Annotated in this window: 18 protein-coding genes and 1 tRNA gene; 6 read left to right on the top strand and 13 right to left on the bottom strand. The window is 31.9% G+C overall.

Going from position 1 to position 17,822, the window contains the following annotated elements; all coding sequences use genetic code 11:
- Positions 1–42: 42 nt before the first annotated feature.
- The 3 genes from AC9UEH_RS01950 to AC9UEH_RS01940 are packed head-to-tail and all read right to left on the bottom strand — an operon-like array spanning position 43 to position 2,594.
- Positions 43–732 carry a YggS family pyridoxal phosphate-dependent enzyme gene (locus AC9UEH_RS01950; protein WP_509527943.1) on the bottom strand — a complete coding sequence of 230 codons (690 nt, stop codon included), beginning with the start codon at positions 730–732 and terminating at the stop codon, positions 43–45.
- Between the two features lies 1 nt (position 733).
- Positions 734–1,621 carry a 3-hydroxyacyl-CoA dehydrogenase family protein gene (locus AC9UEH_RS01945; RefSeq protein WP_509527942.1) on the bottom strand — a complete coding sequence of 296 codons (888 nt, stop codon included), beginning with the start codon at positions 1,619–1,621 and terminating at the stop codon, positions 734–736.
- A gap of 7 nt (positions 1,622–1,628) precedes the next feature.
- Positions 1,629–2,594, bottom strand: a complete 966-nt coding sequence (locus AC9UEH_RS01940; protein ID WP_509527941.1) for a Gfo/Idh/MocA family protein — start codon at positions 2,592–2,594, stop codon at positions 1,629–1,631.
- Between the two features lie 123 nt (positions 2,595–2,717).
- On the opposite strand from AC9UEH_RS01940, the gene AC9UEH_RS01935 reads away from it, so the two are divergent.
- Positions 2,718–3,359, top strand: a complete 642-nt coding sequence (locus tag AC9UEH_RS01935) for a protein-L-isoaspartate(D-aspartate) O-methyltransferase (RefSeq protein WP_509527939.1) — start codon at positions 2,718–2,720, stop codon at positions 3,357–3,359.
- Between the two features lie 25 nt (positions 3,360–3,384).
- On the opposite strand, the gene AC9UEH_RS01930 is transcribed toward AC9UEH_RS01935, so the two are convergent.
- Positions 3,385–4,434: a Fic family protein gene (locus AC9UEH_RS01930; protein ID WP_509527937.1), complete on the bottom strand. Its 1,050-nt coding sequence runs from the start codon at positions 4,432–4,434 to the stop codon at positions 3,385–3,387.
- A 72-nt stretch (positions 4,435–4,506) separates the two neighbouring features.
- Complete coding sequence (smpB, locus tag AC9UEH_RS01925; RefSeq protein ID WP_509527935.1) at positions 4,507–4,959, bottom strand: SsrA-binding protein SmpB; 453 nt, start codon at positions 4,957–4,959, stop codon at positions 4,507–4,509.
- Between the two features lie 94 nt (positions 4,960–5,053).
- Between smpB and AC9UEH_RS01920 the strand changes: the two genes are divergently transcribed.
- Positions 5,054–5,269, top strand: a complete 216-nt coding sequence (locus tag AC9UEH_RS01920; protein ID WP_509527934.1) for a VF530 family protein — start codon at positions 5,054–5,056, stop codon at positions 5,267–5,269.
- Here AC9UEH_RS01920 and AC9UEH_RS01915 read toward each other — a convergent pair.
- Positions 5,261–6,136, bottom strand: coding sequence for a lysophospholipid acyltransferase family protein (locus tag AC9UEH_RS01915; protein WP_509528032.1), 876 nt, complete (start codon positions 6,134–6,136; stop codon positions 5,261–5,263). The genes AC9UEH_RS01920 and AC9UEH_RS01915 overlap by 9 nt on opposite strands.
- A gap of 109 nt (positions 6,137–6,245) precedes the next feature.
- On the opposite strand from AC9UEH_RS01915, the gene AC9UEH_RS01910 reads away from it, so the two are divergent.
- Both AC9UEH_RS01910 and AC9UEH_RS01905 read left to right on the top strand, forming a co-directional pair.
- The gene (locus tag AC9UEH_RS01910) at positions 6,246–6,887 is read left to right on the top strand and encodes a rhomboid family intramembrane serine protease (protein WP_509527933.1); all 642 of its coding nucleotides are present in this window, start codon (positions 6,246–6,248) and stop codon (positions 6,885–6,887) included.
- 49 nt (positions 6,888–6,936) lie between these two features.
- Entirely contained in the window at positions 6,937–7,623 is a 687-nt protein-coding gene (locus AC9UEH_RS01905; RefSeq protein ID WP_509527931.1) for an SIMPL domain-containing protein, read from the top strand.
- A gap of 164 nt (positions 7,624–7,787) precedes the next feature.
- Here AC9UEH_RS01905 and AC9UEH_RS01900 read toward each other — a convergent pair.
- From AC9UEH_RS01900 to AC9UEH_RS01885, 4 genes are all read right to left on the bottom strand, one after another.
- A tRNA-Tyr gene (locus tag AC9UEH_RS01900) sits at positions 7,788–7,868 on the bottom strand.
- Positions 7,869–8,041: 173 nt separating this feature from the next.
- On the bottom strand, positions 8,042–9,202 hold the full coding sequence (locus tag AC9UEH_RS01895; protein WP_509527930.1) for a redoxin domain-containing protein: 1,161 nt from the start codon (positions 9,200–9,202) through the stop codon (positions 8,042–8,044).
- A gap of 97 nt (positions 9,203–9,299) precedes the next feature.
- On the bottom strand, positions 9,300–10,712 hold the full coding sequence (locus AC9UEH_RS01890; protein WP_509527929.1) for an MBL fold metallo-hydrolase: 1,413 nt from the start codon (positions 10,710–10,712) through the stop codon (positions 9,300–9,302).
- 50 nt (positions 10,713–10,762) lie between these two features.
- Positions 10,763–11,557, bottom strand: coding sequence for a sulfite exporter TauE/SafE family protein (locus AC9UEH_RS01885; RefSeq protein ID WP_509527927.1), 795 nt, complete (start codon positions 11,555–11,557; stop codon positions 10,763–10,765).
- Positions 11,558–11,685: 128 nt separating this feature from the next.
- Between AC9UEH_RS01885 and AC9UEH_RS01880 the strand changes: the two genes are divergently transcribed.
- Positions 11,686–12,804, top strand: coding sequence for a vWA domain-containing protein (locus tag AC9UEH_RS01880; RefSeq protein ID WP_509527926.1), 1,119 nt, complete (start codon positions 11,686–11,688; stop codon positions 12,802–12,804).
- 39 nt (positions 12,805–12,843) lie between these two features.
- Positions 12,844–14,307, top strand: coding sequence for a magnesium chelatase (locus tag AC9UEH_RS01875; protein WP_509527924.1), 1,464 nt, complete (start codon positions 12,844–12,846; stop codon positions 14,305–14,307).
- A 53-nt stretch (positions 14,308–14,360) separates the two neighbouring features.
- Here AC9UEH_RS01875 and AC9UEH_RS01870 read toward each other — a convergent pair whose 3' ends face one another.
- The 3 genes from AC9UEH_RS01870 to AC9UEH_RS01860 all read right to left on the bottom strand — a co-directional run bounded on the left by AC9UEH_RS01870 (position 14,361) and on the right by AC9UEH_RS01860 (position 17,802).
- Positions 14,361–14,801, bottom strand: a complete 441-nt coding sequence (locus AC9UEH_RS01870) for a KTSC domain-containing protein (RefSeq protein WP_509527923.1) — start codon at positions 14,799–14,801, stop codon at positions 14,361–14,363.
- 137 nt (positions 14,802–14,938) lie between these two features.
- Positions 14,939–16,879 (bottom strand): OmpA family protein, encoded by a 1,941-nt coding sequence (locus tag AC9UEH_RS01865; protein ID WP_509527921.1) that lies wholly within the window; start codon positions 16,877–16,879, stop codon positions 14,939–14,941.
- Positions 16,880–16,890: 11 nt separating this feature from the next.
- The gene (locus tag AC9UEH_RS01860; RefSeq protein ID WP_509527919.1) at positions 16,891–17,802 is read right to left on the bottom strand and encodes a PorP/SprF family type IX secretion system membrane protein; all 912 of its coding nucleotides are present in this window, start codon (positions 17,800–17,802) and stop codon (positions 16,891–16,893) included.
- Positions 17,803–17,822: the final 20 nt, after the last annotated feature.

The raw sequence follows: 17,822 nt of genomic DNA, 5'->3' as shown, positions 1-17,822 counted from the left end.
AAGGGGGAATTATAAATGTTATTAAAAATATATTTTTCCATATTATGAGTTTCCCCCTTCGGGGGTCAGGGGGCTTCTTTCTCCAAAGATACTACTTCCAATGCGAACCATTGTACTTCCGCACGCAATTGCAAGTGGGTAGTCGCCTGACATTCCCATTGATAAAGTGTTCAGTTGACAGTTTTCAGGTTTCAGTTGTTGATAAGTATCAAAAATCGATTTCAAATGTTCAAATTCTTTCTTGATTTGGTCTTGGTTTTCTGTAAATGTCGCCATTCCCATTAAACCAATAATCTTGATATTATTTAAGTTTTTAAAGGATTCAGAAGCTAATAATTCATTTAATTCATCTTCATTTAAACCAAATTTGGTTTCTTCCTCCGCAATGTGAATTTGAAGCAAACAATCAATAATTCTATTGTTTTTTAAGGATTGTTTGTTTATTTCTTCTAATAATTTCATGCTGTCAACTCCGTGAATCAAATTGACATAAGGAGCCATAAATTTCACCTTATTTGTTTGAATATGACCAATCATTTGCCATTGAATATCTTTTGGCATTTGTTCACATTTTTCAGTCATTTCTTGGATTTTATTTTCTCCAAAAATTCTTTGGCCAGCATTATAAGCTTCCATTAAATCAGCTACGGGTTTGGTTTTTGAAACAGCAACAAGTGTTACATTTTTAGGTAAAGACGATTTTATTTTGAGTAAATTTTCTTTTATGGACATATTAAATAAACTGTTTTGAAATTTTCTCAGCTTTTTTACTTCCACTATAATCATAGAAACCTTCACCAGATTTTGAACCTAATTTTCCTGCGCGAACCATATTCACTAAAAGCGGGCAAGGAGCATATTTTGGATTTTTGAAACCGTCATACATTACATTTAAAATAGCTAAACAAACGTCAAGTCCAATAAAATCAGCTAATTGTAATGGTCCCATCGGTTGACCCATTCCTAATTTCATTACGGTATCAATTTCATAAACACCTGCAACTTTATTGTATAAGGTTTCAATTGCTTCGTTTATCATTGGCATCAAAATTCTATTGGCAACAAATCCAGGATAATCATTGACTTCTACGGGAGTTTTACCTAATTTTCCTGATAAATCCATTATGATTTTCGTAACTTCATCCGATGTGTTGTAGCCACGAATGATTTCGACCAATTTCATAATTGGCACAGGATTCATAAAGTGCATTCCTATAACTCTTTCAGGATGAGCAACAACGGCGCCTATTTGAGTAATTGAAATAGAAGAAGTATTGGTTGCTAAAATCGTATTGTGCGAACAAACCTCATTCAGTTGTTTGAAAATATTGAGTTTTAATGCTACGTTTTCTGTTGCAGCTTCAACCACTAAATCAACACCTGTAATACCATCTTTTATATCAGTATAAGTGATAATATTGGAAATGGTTTTGAATTTATCTTCTTCAGTAATTGTTCCTTTTGCAACCATTCTGTCTAAATTCGTAGCAATTGTAGCCATTCCTTTATCCAATGATTTCTCTGAAATATCAATTAATTTTACGGTAAATCCGCTTTGAGCAAAGGTATGAGCAATTCCGTTACCCATTGTTCCAGCTCCAATTACAGCTATTGTTTTCATATTATTATTATTTTTTAAAACAATCAATTATTTGATAAGCAACTCGCAAAGCATTTGTTCCTTGTTCCAAAGTAACGACAGGAGTTGTATTGTTATTTATGGCATCTGCAAAAGAATCCAATTCGTCTAAAATGGCATTATTCTGTTCTACATCAGGATTTGCAAAATAAATTTGTTTTTTTACACCTTCTGCATTTTGTAAAATCATATCAAAATCTCCAGGGATTTCTGGTGCATCTTTCATTTTTACAACTTCACATTTTTTCTCAAGGAAATCTACAGAAATATAAGCGTCTTTTTGGAAGAATCGTGATTTACGCATATTTTTCAATGAAATTCTGCTCGCCGTCAAATTGGCAACGCACCCATTTTCGAATTCAATTCGAGCATTTGCAATATCTGGCGTATCACTAATTACAGAAACACCACTTGCATTTATAAGTTTAACTTTAGAAGGAACAACACTCAAAATAGCATCAATGTCGTGAATCATCAAATCTAAAACCACGGGTACATCAGTACCACGAGGATTAAATTCTGCCAATCGATGGGTTTCAATAAACATTGGGTTTTCAATCATATCTTTTGTAGCGATAAATGCGGGATTGAATCTTTCAACGTGACCAACTTGCCCTTTTACCTTATATTCATTGGCTAAAACTATAATTTCTTCTGCTTCAGCGACAGTATTTGAAATAGGTTTTTCAATAAAAACGTGTTTTCCAGATTTGATTGCCACTTTTGCACATTTGTAATGGGAAAGTGTAGGAGTTACAATGTCAATTACGTCAACTGCGTGAATTAGTGTTGCAATAGTATGAAATTGTTTGTAACCAAATTCCTTTGCAATCTTAGCACCATTTTCTTGATTTTCATCATAAAAGCCTACCAATTCGTACTTATCTGATTGTTGTAATAATCGTAAATGTATTTTTCCAAGATGTCCAGCACCCAAAACGCCTACTTTTAACATATAAATGTATTTTCAACAAAAATAGCAATAAAATGATTATTATTTAAAGCATTTAAAATTTAAAATCCAACAATTAAATTTACATTTACTTTCATAAATTTACAGATTAAATAAAATTTAGTTTTGAAAGACACTGCCAAACACCAAGGACTTAGAAATCAGCTCGTAAAACTTTTGCAAGAAAAAGGAATTGTTGATAAAAACGTTCTAAATGCAATTAATAAAATTCCGCGCCATTTATTTTTAAATTCAAGTTTTGAAGACTATGCCTATCAAGACAAAGCCTTTCCAATTGGAGCTGGTCAGACTATTTCACAACCTTATACTGTTGCCTTTCAAAGCCAGTTGTTGGAAATTAAAAAAGAAGATAAAATTTTGGAAATTGGAACAGGTTCTGGTTATCAAACAGCAGTTTTATGTTTGATGGGAGCAAAAGTATTTAGTGTAGAACGACAAAATGAATTGTTCAAACAGACTTCCGCATTGTTGCCAAAATTAGGAATTCGTCCCAAACATCTTTCTTTTGGAGATGGCTATAAAGGGTTACCAAATCACGCCCCTTTTGACAGTATCATCGTAACTGCGGGTGCTCCGAAAATTCCAAAGCCTCTAATGGCGCAGTTAAAAATAGGAGGAAGGTTAGTAATTCCTGTTGGAGATAAAAATCAAATAATGACGATGTTAATCAGAAAAAACGAAACCCAATTTGAAAAACACGAATTTGGTGATTTTAAATTTGTTCCTCTTTTAGAAGATAAAAACTAAAACCAAAACCCCGAATAATCGAGGTTTACTGTCCAATAATATTTAGATAACGCTCTAAACTTTCTTTTTCTATTTGCGCAATAAACATCAAAAAATCATCTTTGTTGTTTTTAGTTTGGGCAACTTCAAGAGCATTATAGTATTGCATTCTATTGTCGTAATCACCTTTTATATTGGCAATAACATAACCGTGTTGTAACAAAATAAGATTCATTACTAAGCGAGAACTTCTTCCGTTTCCATCAATAAATGGATGAATAGTAACCAAACGCTCGTGAAGTTCTGCTGCCAAAATAACTGGATGAAGCCTTTTTTTATAGGTTTCATACCAAATGAAAAAATCTTCCATTTCCTTAGCAACCATAAAAGGTTGTGGCGGCAAATGAGAACTTCCTTTTATCATTACTTGAACTTTTCTATATTTCCCAGCATCTTCAGGATTAATTCCTCTCAAAATTAAATTATGAATACACAAAACTTCACGTTCATTCAACAACGTATTTCGTGCCATTAATTGTTTAATATAAGCGATAGCTTCTTGATGATTTATAGCTTCTAAATGCTCTCGCATACTTTTTCCTGAAATAGTAAGACCTTCATTAATAACTAAATCAGTTTCACGAAGTGTCATCGTATTCCCTTCGATTCTATTGCTTTCAAAGGTATATTCTAATTCTAAAGCCTGAACAATTTTATAGCTATCTAATTTTCTAAAAGTGTCTAATTTATCTTTTAGAGTATCTATTTCAGCCAATATTATAATTAAACTTTTTGATAATTTTTTCTTTGCAATTCCATAAGTATTCTCGACTTCTTCCCGAACTATGTTCATCGCTTTTAGTGCAAAATCATCGTTACCAATTTCATAAAGAATTTTTTCTTTAAGCCAAGCAACCATTAAAGTTTCTAAATCGATCTCAAGAATTGAAGCTAATTTTATTATTTGATCTTTAGTTGGTTTTCTTGAACCGCTTTCAAATTTACTTATAAGTGCTTGATCAATCCCAATGATTTGTGCTACCTCACGAGTTTTTAAGTTTTTTTTATCTCTTGCATTTTTTAATAATTGTTTCATAATAATTAGTATTTAATTGTCAAGACAAATTTAGTCATTTTTATTCGTAAAAAAAACTTTTACAACCTTTTTCTAATATTCTTTTTTTATTCGATCTAAATCTCTTTTTGTATCTTGCTCTTTCAAGGATTCTCGCTTGTCGTAGGTCTTCTTTCCTTTACAAAGTCCGATTTCTAATTTAGCCATTCCCTTTTCATTAGTAAACAATTTCAAAGGAACGATTGTCAGTCCTTTTGCCTGAACACTTCTCGCTAAGCTTTTTAATTCTCTTTTGTTTAAAAGCAATTTTCTTTCGCTTCGTGCTTTGTGATTGAATTGATTTCCATAAGTATATTCTTCGATATAGGTATTTATCGCAAAAAGTTCGATACCACTAAATTCACAAAAACTTTCTGTAATATTAGCTTTTCCAAGTCGAATGGATTTAATTTCAGTACCAGCCAAAACAATTCCAGCAGTGAAGGTTTCGATTATTTCATAATCAAATCGTGCTCTCTTATTTAATATGTTTATAGTTTTTAGCATAGGGTTGCAAATGTACGACAACAATTTATTATTTTTGTTGGAAAACAACTCCTTTTTTAGTGCGGTTTTTTTTATAATTTATACTAAATAATAAATGTCAAATCAAGTAAATAATCCTCTTCACGGAATTACACTTCAATCAATTGTAGAACAATTAGTTGCTTTTTATGGTTTCGACACTTTAGGAGAATTGATAAAAATTAAATGTTTCACAGTCAATCCAAGTGTAAAATCAAGTCTTACCTTTCTTAGAAAAACAGATTGGGCAAGAAAAAAAGTAGAGGAATTGTATATTAAATCGCTACGATAATTTTCTGTGTTTCCAGCGTTTATGAGACCATAAATAAAATTCTGGTTGCTCATAAATTTGCTGTTCTACGAGTGTTAGAAATTTATCTGTGATTTCATAATTTGGAACTTCATTAGCATTTTCTGAAATCACTTCAAATGTGGCTTCGTAGTAGCCTCGTTTTACTTTTTTTGTTCGTAAAAAAATGACATTCAAATCGTATTTTTTGGCAAGCATTTCACCGCCAGTGTGAATTGGGACTTCAATCCCCATGAATTTATTCCAATGAAAAAACGTGCCTAATTTTGGAGATTGGTCACTGATTAAACCGTAAAGTCCAAGTTTATTGTTTCGGAAATTAGCTGCTATTACTGGGATAGTTTCTTTTGTAGTAATTAAAGTAGCTTTGAATTTAGAACGAATATCACGAACTAATTTATCGAAATAGCGATTATTTATTTTTTTGTAAACAGCATATCCCTCAAAAGTAATTTTGCGATTCATCGAAACTGCCCACTCATAACTTGCGTAATGTGCGCATAATAAAGCAATACTTTTTCCTTTTTTTTCTAAATCAGAATATATTTCAAGATTATTAAAAACATAGCGTTTGTCCATTTCGATTTTAGAAATTGTTAATGTTTTTATCATTTCTAAAAAGACATCACACATGTGTCGAAAAGATTTTTTTTCAATGATTAAACGTTCTTTTTTTGAAAGATTTGGTAAAGCCAATGCCAGATTTTCCCGAACTGTTTTTTTTCTGTAACCAATAATATAGTAGGTTAGCACATAAACTCCATCGGAAACTAAATATAACATCCGAAAAGGAAGTATGGAAATACACCATAAAATCGGATAGAGTAAAATATAAAGTAAAAACTGCATTTTTGAAGATTTTATGCAAATATACATTTAAATCCTATTTTGACGAACTTGATTGCCAAAAGCTACGGAAAGTATCTTTACTTTTACAGTTGAATATAAATTTATAAAGATGAATGTACTATTAATTGTCATTATTGTCCTAAATATCATTGTTAGTTTCAAGGGTTTTGAAGATATAACTTTTTTTAGAAAATATGAATTTCATATTGGAAGCATTCGTGCAGGGGAACAAATCCGTATGATTACTTCGGCATTTTTGCATGCAGATATTGGTCATTTGGCATTTAATATGCTGACATTATACTTTTTTGCACCAGTCGTTTATGGCTATTTAGGCGTTTTTTCTTTTGGATTAATCTATTTAGGAAGTTTAATTTTAGGAAGTTTGCTCACGTTGTTTTTCCATTCCAATGATTATTCTTATCGTGCCATTGGTGCTTCTGGAGCGGTAACGGGCGTTTTGTATTCTGCCATATTATTGAGACCAGATATGGATTTGTATTTGTTTTTTATACCCATTCCTATTCCTGCCTATATTTTTGGAATTGGATATTTATTGTATTCTATTTATGGAATGAAAGTCAAGCGAGACAATATTGGACATACCGCTCATTTTGGAGGTGCTATTGGCGGTTATTTGATTACTTTGGTAATAGAACCACATATGTTCACTGATAATCTTGGAATGGTTATTTTGCTGTCAATTCCAATTGTGTTGCTATTTGTATTAGCGAAATTAGGAAAGTTATAATTGGCACAACATTTGAAATAAAATAAGAATAAACTTAAATTTTAATACCATGAAAAAAGCACTTTTAATTATGATTTTCTTTTGTTCTGTTGCTTCTCAAGCCCAAGAATTAAAGCTTGTTCCTCAAATTTCTGTTTCGGGAGAAGGGAAAATAAAAGCAGTTCCTGATCAGGTTTTTATTTCAATTGCAGTTGAAACAAAAGGAACGAATGCCACAGATGTAAAAAAACAAAATGACGCTACAATTGAAAAGGTACTTCAGTTTATTACAAAATTTAAAGTTCCAAAAAGTGATGTGCAAACGCAAAGTATTTCTTTGAACCCGCAATATGATTATGAAAAGAAAAAGCGGAATTACAATGCAACGCAAACAATTGCAATTCTTTTGAAAAATACATCTCAATATGATGCTTTGATGGAAGGTCTTGTAGATGCTGGAATAAATAGAATTAATTCCGTAGAATTCAAAACTTCAAAATTGACAGAATACCAATCCGAAGCAAGAAAATTAGCTATGAAAGAAGCAAAATCAAAAGCCGAAGATTATGTATCTGTTTTAGGACAAAAAGTGGGAAAAGCCATTACAATTACTGATAACACCCAAAATTATTATCCGCAACCAATGTTTGCGGATAAAATGATGATGACAAATCAAGCAGAAACACCAAGAGAAACATTAGCAATCGGAGAGATTAATATTACCGCAACCGTAAATGTGAGTTTTCTATTGGAGTAAATGAGATTAAATAAAAAAACCCGAACAATAACTCGGGTTTAATTTGTGGGGAGAGTAGGATTACTCCTTTTCTCTCCGTGATTCTTTAAGGCGGTGCCTAACTCAATCTTTCAAAAAAATTACTCGAAAGTAAACTTTCGGATAATTTCTTATCAGAAAGTTTGTGGGGAGAGCAGGATTCGAACCTGCGAAGTTCACACAGCAGATTTACAGTCTGCCCTCGTTGGCCGCTTGAGTATCTCCCCAAATGAAAGGGAATAGTAATCTATTCTTATCAAACGGTTGCAAATATAGCAACACTTTTCAGCTTACCAAACTTATTTAGAACTAAATTTCGGTACTATTTTTAACGTGTTGGTATTGAATTAAATAAAAAAATCTCCACAAGGGAGATTTTATATTTTATGTATTTTAATGTCTATTTAGCAGCTAAAAGTGATGTAATTTTAGCTTTTAATTCCGCTCCACGTAAATCTTTTGCAACAATAGTTCCATTTGCATCTAGTAAAAAAGTAGCAGGAATTGATTTTACTCCGTAAGTTAGTGCTATTGGCTCTTCCCAAAATTTGAGGTTAGAAACTTGATTCCAAGTCAATTTATCTTTTGCAATAGCTTCTTTCCATTTTGAAGCCTCTTTATCTAAAGAAACACTTATAATATTTAAACCTTTAGCGTGAAACTCGTTGTAAATAGCTACAACATTTGGATTTTCTGCACGACATGGATTGCACCATGATGCCCAGAAATCGATAATAGTTACTTTTCCTAAAGATTCTTTTAAAGAAATTGACTTCCCATCAGGGTTTGGTGCAGAAAAGTCTGGAGCCACACTCCCTATTTCTGTTGCAGCTGCTACAACAACAGGTTTTCCAATTTTGTCTAATTTAGATTGGATAGATTTCCCTGGTTTGTATTTTTTTAATTCAGGACTAAAACTTGCAAATATCTTTTTAGCTCTTACTAAATCTACCGCAGGATCGTTTAACATACTGTCAACAATCAAAGCAGAAATTAATGCTTTTGGATTTGTTTCAGCAAATTTTACATAAAAGTCCATTCCTTCTTTTTGAATTACTTGATACTCTTTCATCAATTTATTGATAGTAACTGTGTCTTTCGCTTCTTGAGCAGCTTTCATTTTTGCCATATTAGCATTTTGAAAAGCCATCATTTTTTTCTGTGATTCTTTTTGGAATTTTACAACATCAACATTGAATTTAGAAAAAACATCATTGTTAAATGTACCAGAAAGTTTGGTTTTTTGAATACTATCTTTATCAACAATTACTTCAATGTCTCCGTTTTCAAGAATAAAAGGAACTTTACCTTGCAAAGCTTCAACCTGTAACAACATTATTTCTGGCTCTTTTGCAGAACCTTTAATTGTAAATTTACCATCTTTAATTTTAACGGTATCAATTGGTTTCAACTGACCTGTTTCATCTTGTTTTTCAAGAACTACAGTTTTACCATCTGCTACACCTTTTACAGTGCCAGAAATGATGTATTCATTTTGTCCTGCTTTATTACAAGAAAACAAAACTGCAGAAACAGTTAGTAATAATAATAATCTTTTCATTTTAATTTGTTTTTGATTTACGAATGCAAAAGTATTTAAAAAAAGTTTTGAATTTTGTATTTTGAAACTTAATTTTTTGTTATAGTTTCCTATTTAGCTATTTTAATGTTGAAGGACAAACAAAATAAGTCATCGGAACTGAAGTGTTTCGAATGCCACTAATGCCTTTTTCTACATTTATCAAATTATGAAATCCACGAGATTTTAATATGGAAGCCATTATAACCGAACGATAACCTCCTGCGCAATGCAAATAAAAATCTTCTTTTTTAGGAACTAAATCTAAATGTGAATTTATAGTATCTAAAGGAAGGTTTACGGCGTTTTCAACATGTTCGGCTTCAAATTCACTTGGTTTTCTAGCATCTACAACAATACCTCGATTTGATAATTCTGTAGCAAACTGCTCTGGCGTTATAGAATTTATACAGTCCGTTTCAAAATTTGAATTTTTCCAGGCCGAAATTCCACCATCAAGATAGCCTAGAACATTGTCAAATCCCACTCTTGAAAGGCGAGTAATTGTTTCCTGTTCCATTCCTTTAGGAGTAATTAAAAGCAAAGGTTGTTTGGTATTCATAATTAAGGAGCCAACCCAAGGCGCAAAATTTCCTTGAATTCCAATAAATATGGAACGTGGAATATGACTTTTTACGAAATCATTTTCATGACGAACGTCTAAAATAACAGCATCGGTTTCATTTGCTAGAGCATTAAATTCAGTCGGTTTTAAAGGTTTTGATGATTTTTCAATAATTGAATCCAAACTTTCATAACCTTTAATATTCATCATAACATTTTGAGGAAAATAGGCAGGAGGCAACCCCAATCCGTCCAAAACTTCAGTAGTAAATTCTTCACGAGTTATATTTGCTCGTAAAGCATAATTCGTTTTCTTTTGGTTTCCCAAAGTATCCGTGGTTTCTTTACTCATGTTTTTTCCGCAAGCACTTCCAGCGCCATGACTTGGATATACAATTAAATTATCGGATAATGGCATGATTTTATTGCGTAGAGAATCATATAAATAAGAAGCTAATTTTTCTTGAGTCAAATTTTTTTCCAATGATTGTGCCAAGTCTGGACGACCAACATCTCCAATGAATAAAGTATCTCCCGTGATTATTCCGTGTTCTTTTCCATTCTCATCGATAAGTAAATAACAAGTGCTTTCCATCGTATGACCCGGCGTGTGAATAGTCTTTATGGTATAATCGCCAACTTTAAACTCTTGGTTATCTGTTGCAACGATTGCATCAAATTCGGGTTTTGCTGTTGGTCCAAAAACAATTTGACCGCCTGTTTTTTTAGCCAAATCAAGATGTCCTGAAACAAAATCAGCGTGGAAATGTGTTTCAAAAATATATTTAATTTTAGCATGATCTGCTAATGCCTTGTCAATATAAGGTTGCACCTCTCTTAGTGGATCAAAAATAGCAACTTCGCCATTATTTTCAATATAATATGCAGCTTGTGCAATACAGCCCGTATAAATTTGTTGAATTTTCATCGGATTAGAATTAGATAATTATTGTTATGCAAATGATTGAAAAATTGAAATTAGAAAATAAGTTCTTTGGTTAAAATGAAAACAGCCATTACTAAAACAAACCATCCAAATATTTTTTTAAGGCTTTTTTCATTGAAAAACTTACTCAAATAAATCCCTACAAATATACCAAACATTGCAACAGCAGCAAAGCGAAATAAGAAAATCCAATCAACATTTATGTTTTGAACATCTCCAGAAAATCCTATTAAAGAATTGGTTGCAATGATAAATAATGAGGTGCCAATAGCTTTCTTAATTGGTAATTTAGCAAAATGAAACAAAGCGGGAATTATCAAAAAGCCACCGCCAGCGCCGATAAGTCCGATTAAAATTCCTACACAAAAAATTTGTACTATAATAATATACAAATTTTTTTTTCTTTCTTCTACAGAAACTGCAACCATTTTTGGGGTTTTAAGCATTGAAAGCGATGCAAAAAACATTACAACTGCGAACAAAACCATTAAAAAAGTATTTTTTGTTAAAGTAACTGAACCATATTTAAAAAGCACCTCTGGAATTGCATGAACAATGTATTTACGAGTGATATAAACAGAAATGAGGGATGGTAATGCAAACAAAACCCCTGTTTTAAAAATCACATTTCCTTTTTTGAAATTTATTAAAGTTCCAAACGAAGAAGTCATTCCAACGATAAAAAGAGAATAAGCTGAAGCTATAATTGGATTAAAATTTAATATGTACACCAAAACAGGAACCGTCAATATGGAACCACCGCCACCTGTTAAACCAAGTAAAACTCCAATTAACAATGCACAAAAATATTCAATAAATTCAATCATACTTAAATTTCAAGACCTCAAATTTATGAAAATATTTCAGTTTAAATTAATAACTTTCAAAAATACTTTAACTAAAAATTAGTACTCGTTTTGTTTCATTAAATATAAATTATATTAATTTTATTTTTATGAAAAATGTATTTAGAAAGGGTTTTTATTTTAAGCAATATGAAGCATCATTTCAATCGCCATTTGATAAACTTTTTGGAGTATTTAAAGAGTTAATAACTCATACTTCAGGCGATTTTGATGAGGCAATCGATTGGTTGCGAGAATTGGATAAAGAATACAAACTAACTGATTCAAGTTATACGATTGATAATTTTATTGAAGATTTAAAGAAAAAAGGATATATTCGGGAAGAACTAAAAGAAGATGGTTCATCGGGTACTGGAATAACTGCGAAAACCGAACGTGCAATCCGCCAACAAGCTTTAGACCAAATTTTCGGTAATTTAAAGCGGTCTGGAAATGGAAATCACAAGACAAAACACACAGGAACTGGCGACGAACATACTGGGGAATTGCGAGAATTTCATTTTGGTGATGGATTAGAACAAATTTCTCTGACCGAAAGTTTGCGAAACGCACAAATTAATAATGGAGTTGAAGATTTTCAATTGACCGAAAAAGATTTGGTTGTAGAAGATACCCAATTCAAATCTCAAATGAGCACCGTTTTGATGATTGACATCAGTCACAGTATGATTCTTTATGGTGAAGACCGAATTACACCAGCCAAAAAAGTGGCAATGGCATTGGCTGAATTAATCACGACGCGATACCCAAAGGACACTTTAGATATATTGGTTTTTGGTAATGATGCTTGGACAATTGCCATTCGTGATTTGCCGTATTTGAAAGTTGGTCCTTATCATACTAATACAGTTGCTGGCTTGCAATTAGCGATGGATTTACTTCGGCGAAAGCGCAACACCAACAAGCAAATTTTTATGATTACCGATGGAAAACCAAGTTGTGTTCGTGAGAAAGATGGTGATTATTACATGAACAGCAACGGATTGGACGAATATATTGTAAATAAATGCTATAGTCAAGCGCAACAAGCCAGAAAATTACACATTCCAATAACGACTTTTATGATTGCAAATGATTCGTATTTACAAAAATTTGTCAATCGATTTACAGAAGAAAATCAAGGAAAAGCATTTTATACAGGATTAAAAGGGCTTGGAGAAATGATATTTGAGGATTATGAAACGAATAGAAAAAAGAGAATTAAATAGGATTTAAATATAAATTAAATAGAACGATAATTTACCAATATGAAAATAGATACCATTACTACTTTAGGAGAATTAAAAGTTGCGGGTTACCAAAGTAAAAGTATAAAAGACGAATTACGAAATAACCTTAGGGAAAAAATAAAATCTGGAAAACCAGTATTTGATGGTGTTCACGGGTTTGAAAATACCGTAATTCCAGAATTAGAACGTGCTATATTATCGCGCCACAATATCAATTTACTGGGACTTCGTGGTCAAGCCAAAACAAGATTGGCGCGTTTGATGATTGATTTATTAGATGAATTTATGCCTATTGTTGCAGGTTCTGAAATCAATGACGATCCATTGAAACCAATTTCTCGTTTTGCTAAAGATTTAATAGTAAGTGAAGGCGATAAAACCCCAATTCATTGGGTTCATAGAAGTGAAAGATTCTTTGAAAAATTGGCAACACCCGATGTTACGGTTGCGGATTTGATTGGTGATGTCGATCCAATTAAAGCTGCAAATTTGAAATTATCGTATGCTGACGACCGTGTAATTCATTTTGGAATGATTCCAAGAGCCAATCGTTGCATATTTGTAATCAACGAATTACCTGATTTACAAGCCCGAATTCAAGTGGCATTATTCAATATCTTGCAAGAAGGGGACATTCAAATTCGTGGTTTCAAATTAAGAATGCCTTTGGATATGCAATTTGTATTTACTGCAAATCCAGAAGATTTTACTAATAGAGGAAGTATCGTTACGCCTTTGAAAGATAGAATTGGTTCGCAAATACTGACGCATTATCCTGACACAATTAAAATTGCAAGAACAATTACCGAGCAAGAAGCCAAGTTGGATTTGCTTCAAAGCGATGCCGTTTATGTTCCTTCATTAGCCAAAGATTTATTAGAGCAAATTAGTTTTGAAGCTCGTGAAAGTGAATACATTGACAATAAAAGTGGGGTAAGTGCGAGAATGAGCATCACCGCTTATGAGAATTTGTTGAGTACTGCCGAACGTCGTGCATTAAAATCAGGAGTTGAAAAAACTACCGTTAGATTATCAGATTTTATGGGAATTATTCCAGCAATTACGGGTAAAGTCGAATTGGTTTATGAAGGAGAACAAGAAGGAGCTGCAACTGTAGCACAACATTTAATTGGCGATGCAATTCATACATTTTTTCCGGCCTATTTCCCTAAAATTGAAAAATTGGAAAAACAAGATGAAAAAACAGCCTATTCTGATTTAATAGAATGGTTTTTCTCGGAAAGTGGTTTTGAATTATTAGATGATTGTTCTGATGAAGAATACAAATCTATATTAGATTCGATTACGCCGCTATCTATTTTAATAAAAAAATACCAACCACAACTTGCAAAAGAGGATGTCTATTTTATGAAAGAATTTATTTTATGGGCATTAGTAGAATATGATAAATTAAGCAAAGATAGAATTTCTCAAGGGTATCAATTCAGTGATATTTATGGAAATTACATCAATAAATTGTAATAAAAAAGGGGTTTAGACAATAATCTAAACCCCTTTTTTATAGAAAATAAAACTTAATCTTGGTTGATTGTTTTTCTCCAAGTAAAAGAATTTAATATGTGTCTTTTAGCAAATCTTCCTGGAGAATCAGCATTTACCATTTTCACATAAGTTGCTTTCGGAACGCTAATGTACTCATATACACTACCATTAGAAAAGTTAATGATTAAACGACCATCTACAAATTTGTAATCTGAGATTGTTGAAGTTGAGATAGTTTCTGTGTATTCTGGTAAAAGTTGTTTTGTAGTTTCAGGATTGATACTTACCAAAAAGTGGTAGGCTTCTATAATTTTTTTACTGTTTTCTTCAGCTTCTTTTAAACCCGCTTCATCACCTTGAAATTTATCTGGATGTGCCTCCTTCATGGCATTACGATAGATGGTTTTCAAATCTTTTAATTCTGCAGTTTTATCTACATTTAATAACTTTCTGTATTCAACTATTTTTTTCATAAATTACTTAACTCGTTGTCTTTTAAGATAAAAACATTTGTTTTTGTTTTTAAAATCGACAAATTTTCTGCAAAGGTACATTTAAAAAAAACAAATCCAATTTTTTTCTAATAAAAAGGAATTGAGTCGGTTTTCTATTATTTCAATCCCACTACTATAAATTCACTTCTTCTGTTTGCTTGATGTTCTTCTTCCGAACAAGGTACGTCATCGGAACATTTGTTTACTAATTCCCTTTCACCACAGCCTTTTGCGGTTAATCGACCTGAATCAACTCCATTTTTAACCAGCCATTCCATTGTTGATTTTGCTCTTTTTTCTGATAATTGGTCATTATATTCTAATGAAGCGCGGCTGTCTGTGTGTGATTTTATATTGATTTTTATAGTTGGATTTTCAACCATTACATCTAATATTTTTTCTAATTCTATAGCGGCATCTTCCCGAATATTTGATTTGTCTAAATCAAAGTAAATTAACTTTATTCCGAATATTTTTGCCAAATCATCTCCATTTTTAACCTCTTTTATGGTTTTTTCCAATTGTATTGGTATTTCTGTTTTCCCAGTTTCATTTGGAATGTTTATTCTTTTTTCAAATGTTGTATATTCTACTTTTTCAGCTCGTATATAATAATCATTTTCACATTCTACTTCAAAATGATAATGCCCATTTGTGTCCGATAAAATAGTAGTCAGAAGGTTGAATTTATCATCAAAAAGGGAAACTTTAGTATTTGGCAAAATAATTCCCGATTCCAAATCAGTAACAATCCCTGATAATTCCTGATCGCATCTCAGACTTTTAGTTTCTAAAAACTGGTAAATATCATCCAATCCTTTTCCGCCCTCTCTATTTGAAGTCAAAAACCCTCTTCTAGTTTTTGAATCAATTAAAAAACCAAAATCGTCATTGGAAGAATTGGCAGGTTCTCCTATGTTTTTTACTTTTTCGAAGAAACCATCTTTTGTGATTTTAGATACAAATATATCAAATCCACCAAGTCCAGGATGCCCATCAGAAGCAAAATACAATTCGTTTTCATCAGAAATAAATGGGAAACTTTCTCTACCTTCTGTATTTATTTTTGACCCTAAATTCTCGGGAGTCCCATAATTACCATTTGCATCAATTTTACATTTAAAAATATCTGATTGCCCCTTGGTTCCCGGCATATCCGAAGCAAAATACAAGGTTTTTTCGTCTGGACTTAATGCAGGATGTGCCACGCTATAATTGTCACTATCAAAGGGAAGTTCCTCAACATTGCCCCATTCATTGTCTTTTAATTTGGCTTTGTAAATTTTAAATAATGTTATTTTTTCAGAATTTTTTCCTTTTTTACCTTTCAGATAATTATTTTGTGTAAAATACATTGTTTGACCATCTTTGGTAAAAATTGGTGTGTCTTCGTGAAATGGTATTCTAATTTTATTAGCAAATTTCACAGGTGTTCCAAGTGTTGTATCCGAAACCATTTCTGCAGCATACAATTTTGTAAAATATTGATTGCTCCATTTGTGTTTTCTTTGAAATAAAAATCCAGTATCTCTAGCAGACGTAAATATTAATTTATTACCGTAATAAGCCGCTCCATATTCAGAATATTTCGTATTTATTCCTGCCTCTTGAATTTTATATCTACCAGAATTAGCTTTAATTTCATATAAATAATCTCTATTGGTTTTGAATAATTTGGCTCTTGAATCATAACCCAATTTTTCACTGAATATAAGCAACATTTCATCTGCTTTAACATATAGTCCCTTTGCTTTTAATGCCTGGGAATACCTATAATAGTATTCTGGTTCAACATCTTGCGTCATAGAAAATAATTCCTCATACCATTTTTCTGCTTTTTCTAATTGAGCATTGAAATAATAGGAATTCCCTAATTTTTTAAACATCTCAACCGATTTATATCCTTTTTTTGCAATTCGTTCGTAGGTTATTATAGCATTTATATAAGCAAACTGCTCATAATTTTTATCAGCAATTTTTTCAGCATCTTTTTGAGCAAATCCTTTGAAAGTTAAGCTACTTAAAACCACTGCGAATAGTATTATTTTCGTTTTCATAACTTTATTTTTCAGAAGAATCTTGGACTTGTAATTTTGTTGTATGATCTTGATAATTCAAATCGTAAGGATATTTCGTGCGAACCAGAATTATAATTTGCTAAATTGGTAGTTTCTTTATCATAACCATAACCTACGAATATTCCCTCTGAAATTTGAAATCCAGCCATTGCGCTAAATGCCGCGCTCCATCTGAAAGCGCCACCAAGTACAAATTTTTTATTGATTAGAAAATTGGCCGAAATATCAATTTGCAGTGGCGCACCATTTACTAATTTTGTCAGTAAAGTAGGCTTGAATTTAAGGTTTTCACCAATGTCAAAAACATGACCAGCAATCAAATAATAATTTATTTTTTCCTTAAACATTGACACTGAATTTGAATTGTATCTATTGGATTCAATGAAGTTTGGAACGGATAATCCTATGTAAGTTTTTTCAGAATGCAAATACAAACCACCACCAAAATTTGACGTTAAGGAGTTATCAAAATTTTGAAATTGCGGATCATTTTGACTCACTGGATTTAGTTTTGTAACATCTAAATTAAAGATATTTGCAGTTGCTTTTATTCCAAAAGAAAGTTTGAAACTTTCGGATGTTGGAATCGAATACGATACATCTGCCGAAATTGTATTTTCATTTGTTGGTCCAATTCTGTCATTTATAAATGAAATTCCAACGCCCAAATTACTATTTCCTATAGGTGTGTTTATCGAAAATGAATTTGTGACAGGTGCTCCGTCCAAGCCTACCCATTGGGTACGATGTAGCCCAAACACACTCAGAAACCCTCTCGACCCCGCATAAGCAGGATTAATATTGATTGTATTATACATGTATTGTGTAAACTGTGCGTCTTGTTGCGCAAAACTTACAATTCCAGTCAACATCAAAACGAAAAACACTATTTTTGATTTCATTGTTTTTATGTTTTTTTCTA

Origin of the sequence: Flavobacterium sp., assembly GCF_040402835.1 — a bacterium.
In the GTDB taxonomy this organism is placed as follows: domain Bacteria; phylum Bacteroidota; class Bacteroidia; order Flavobacteriales; family Flavobacteriaceae; genus Flavobacterium.
The sequence above is the reverse complement of the archived record's forward strand: the minus strand, read 5'-3'. Positions and strand labels throughout refer to the sequence as shown.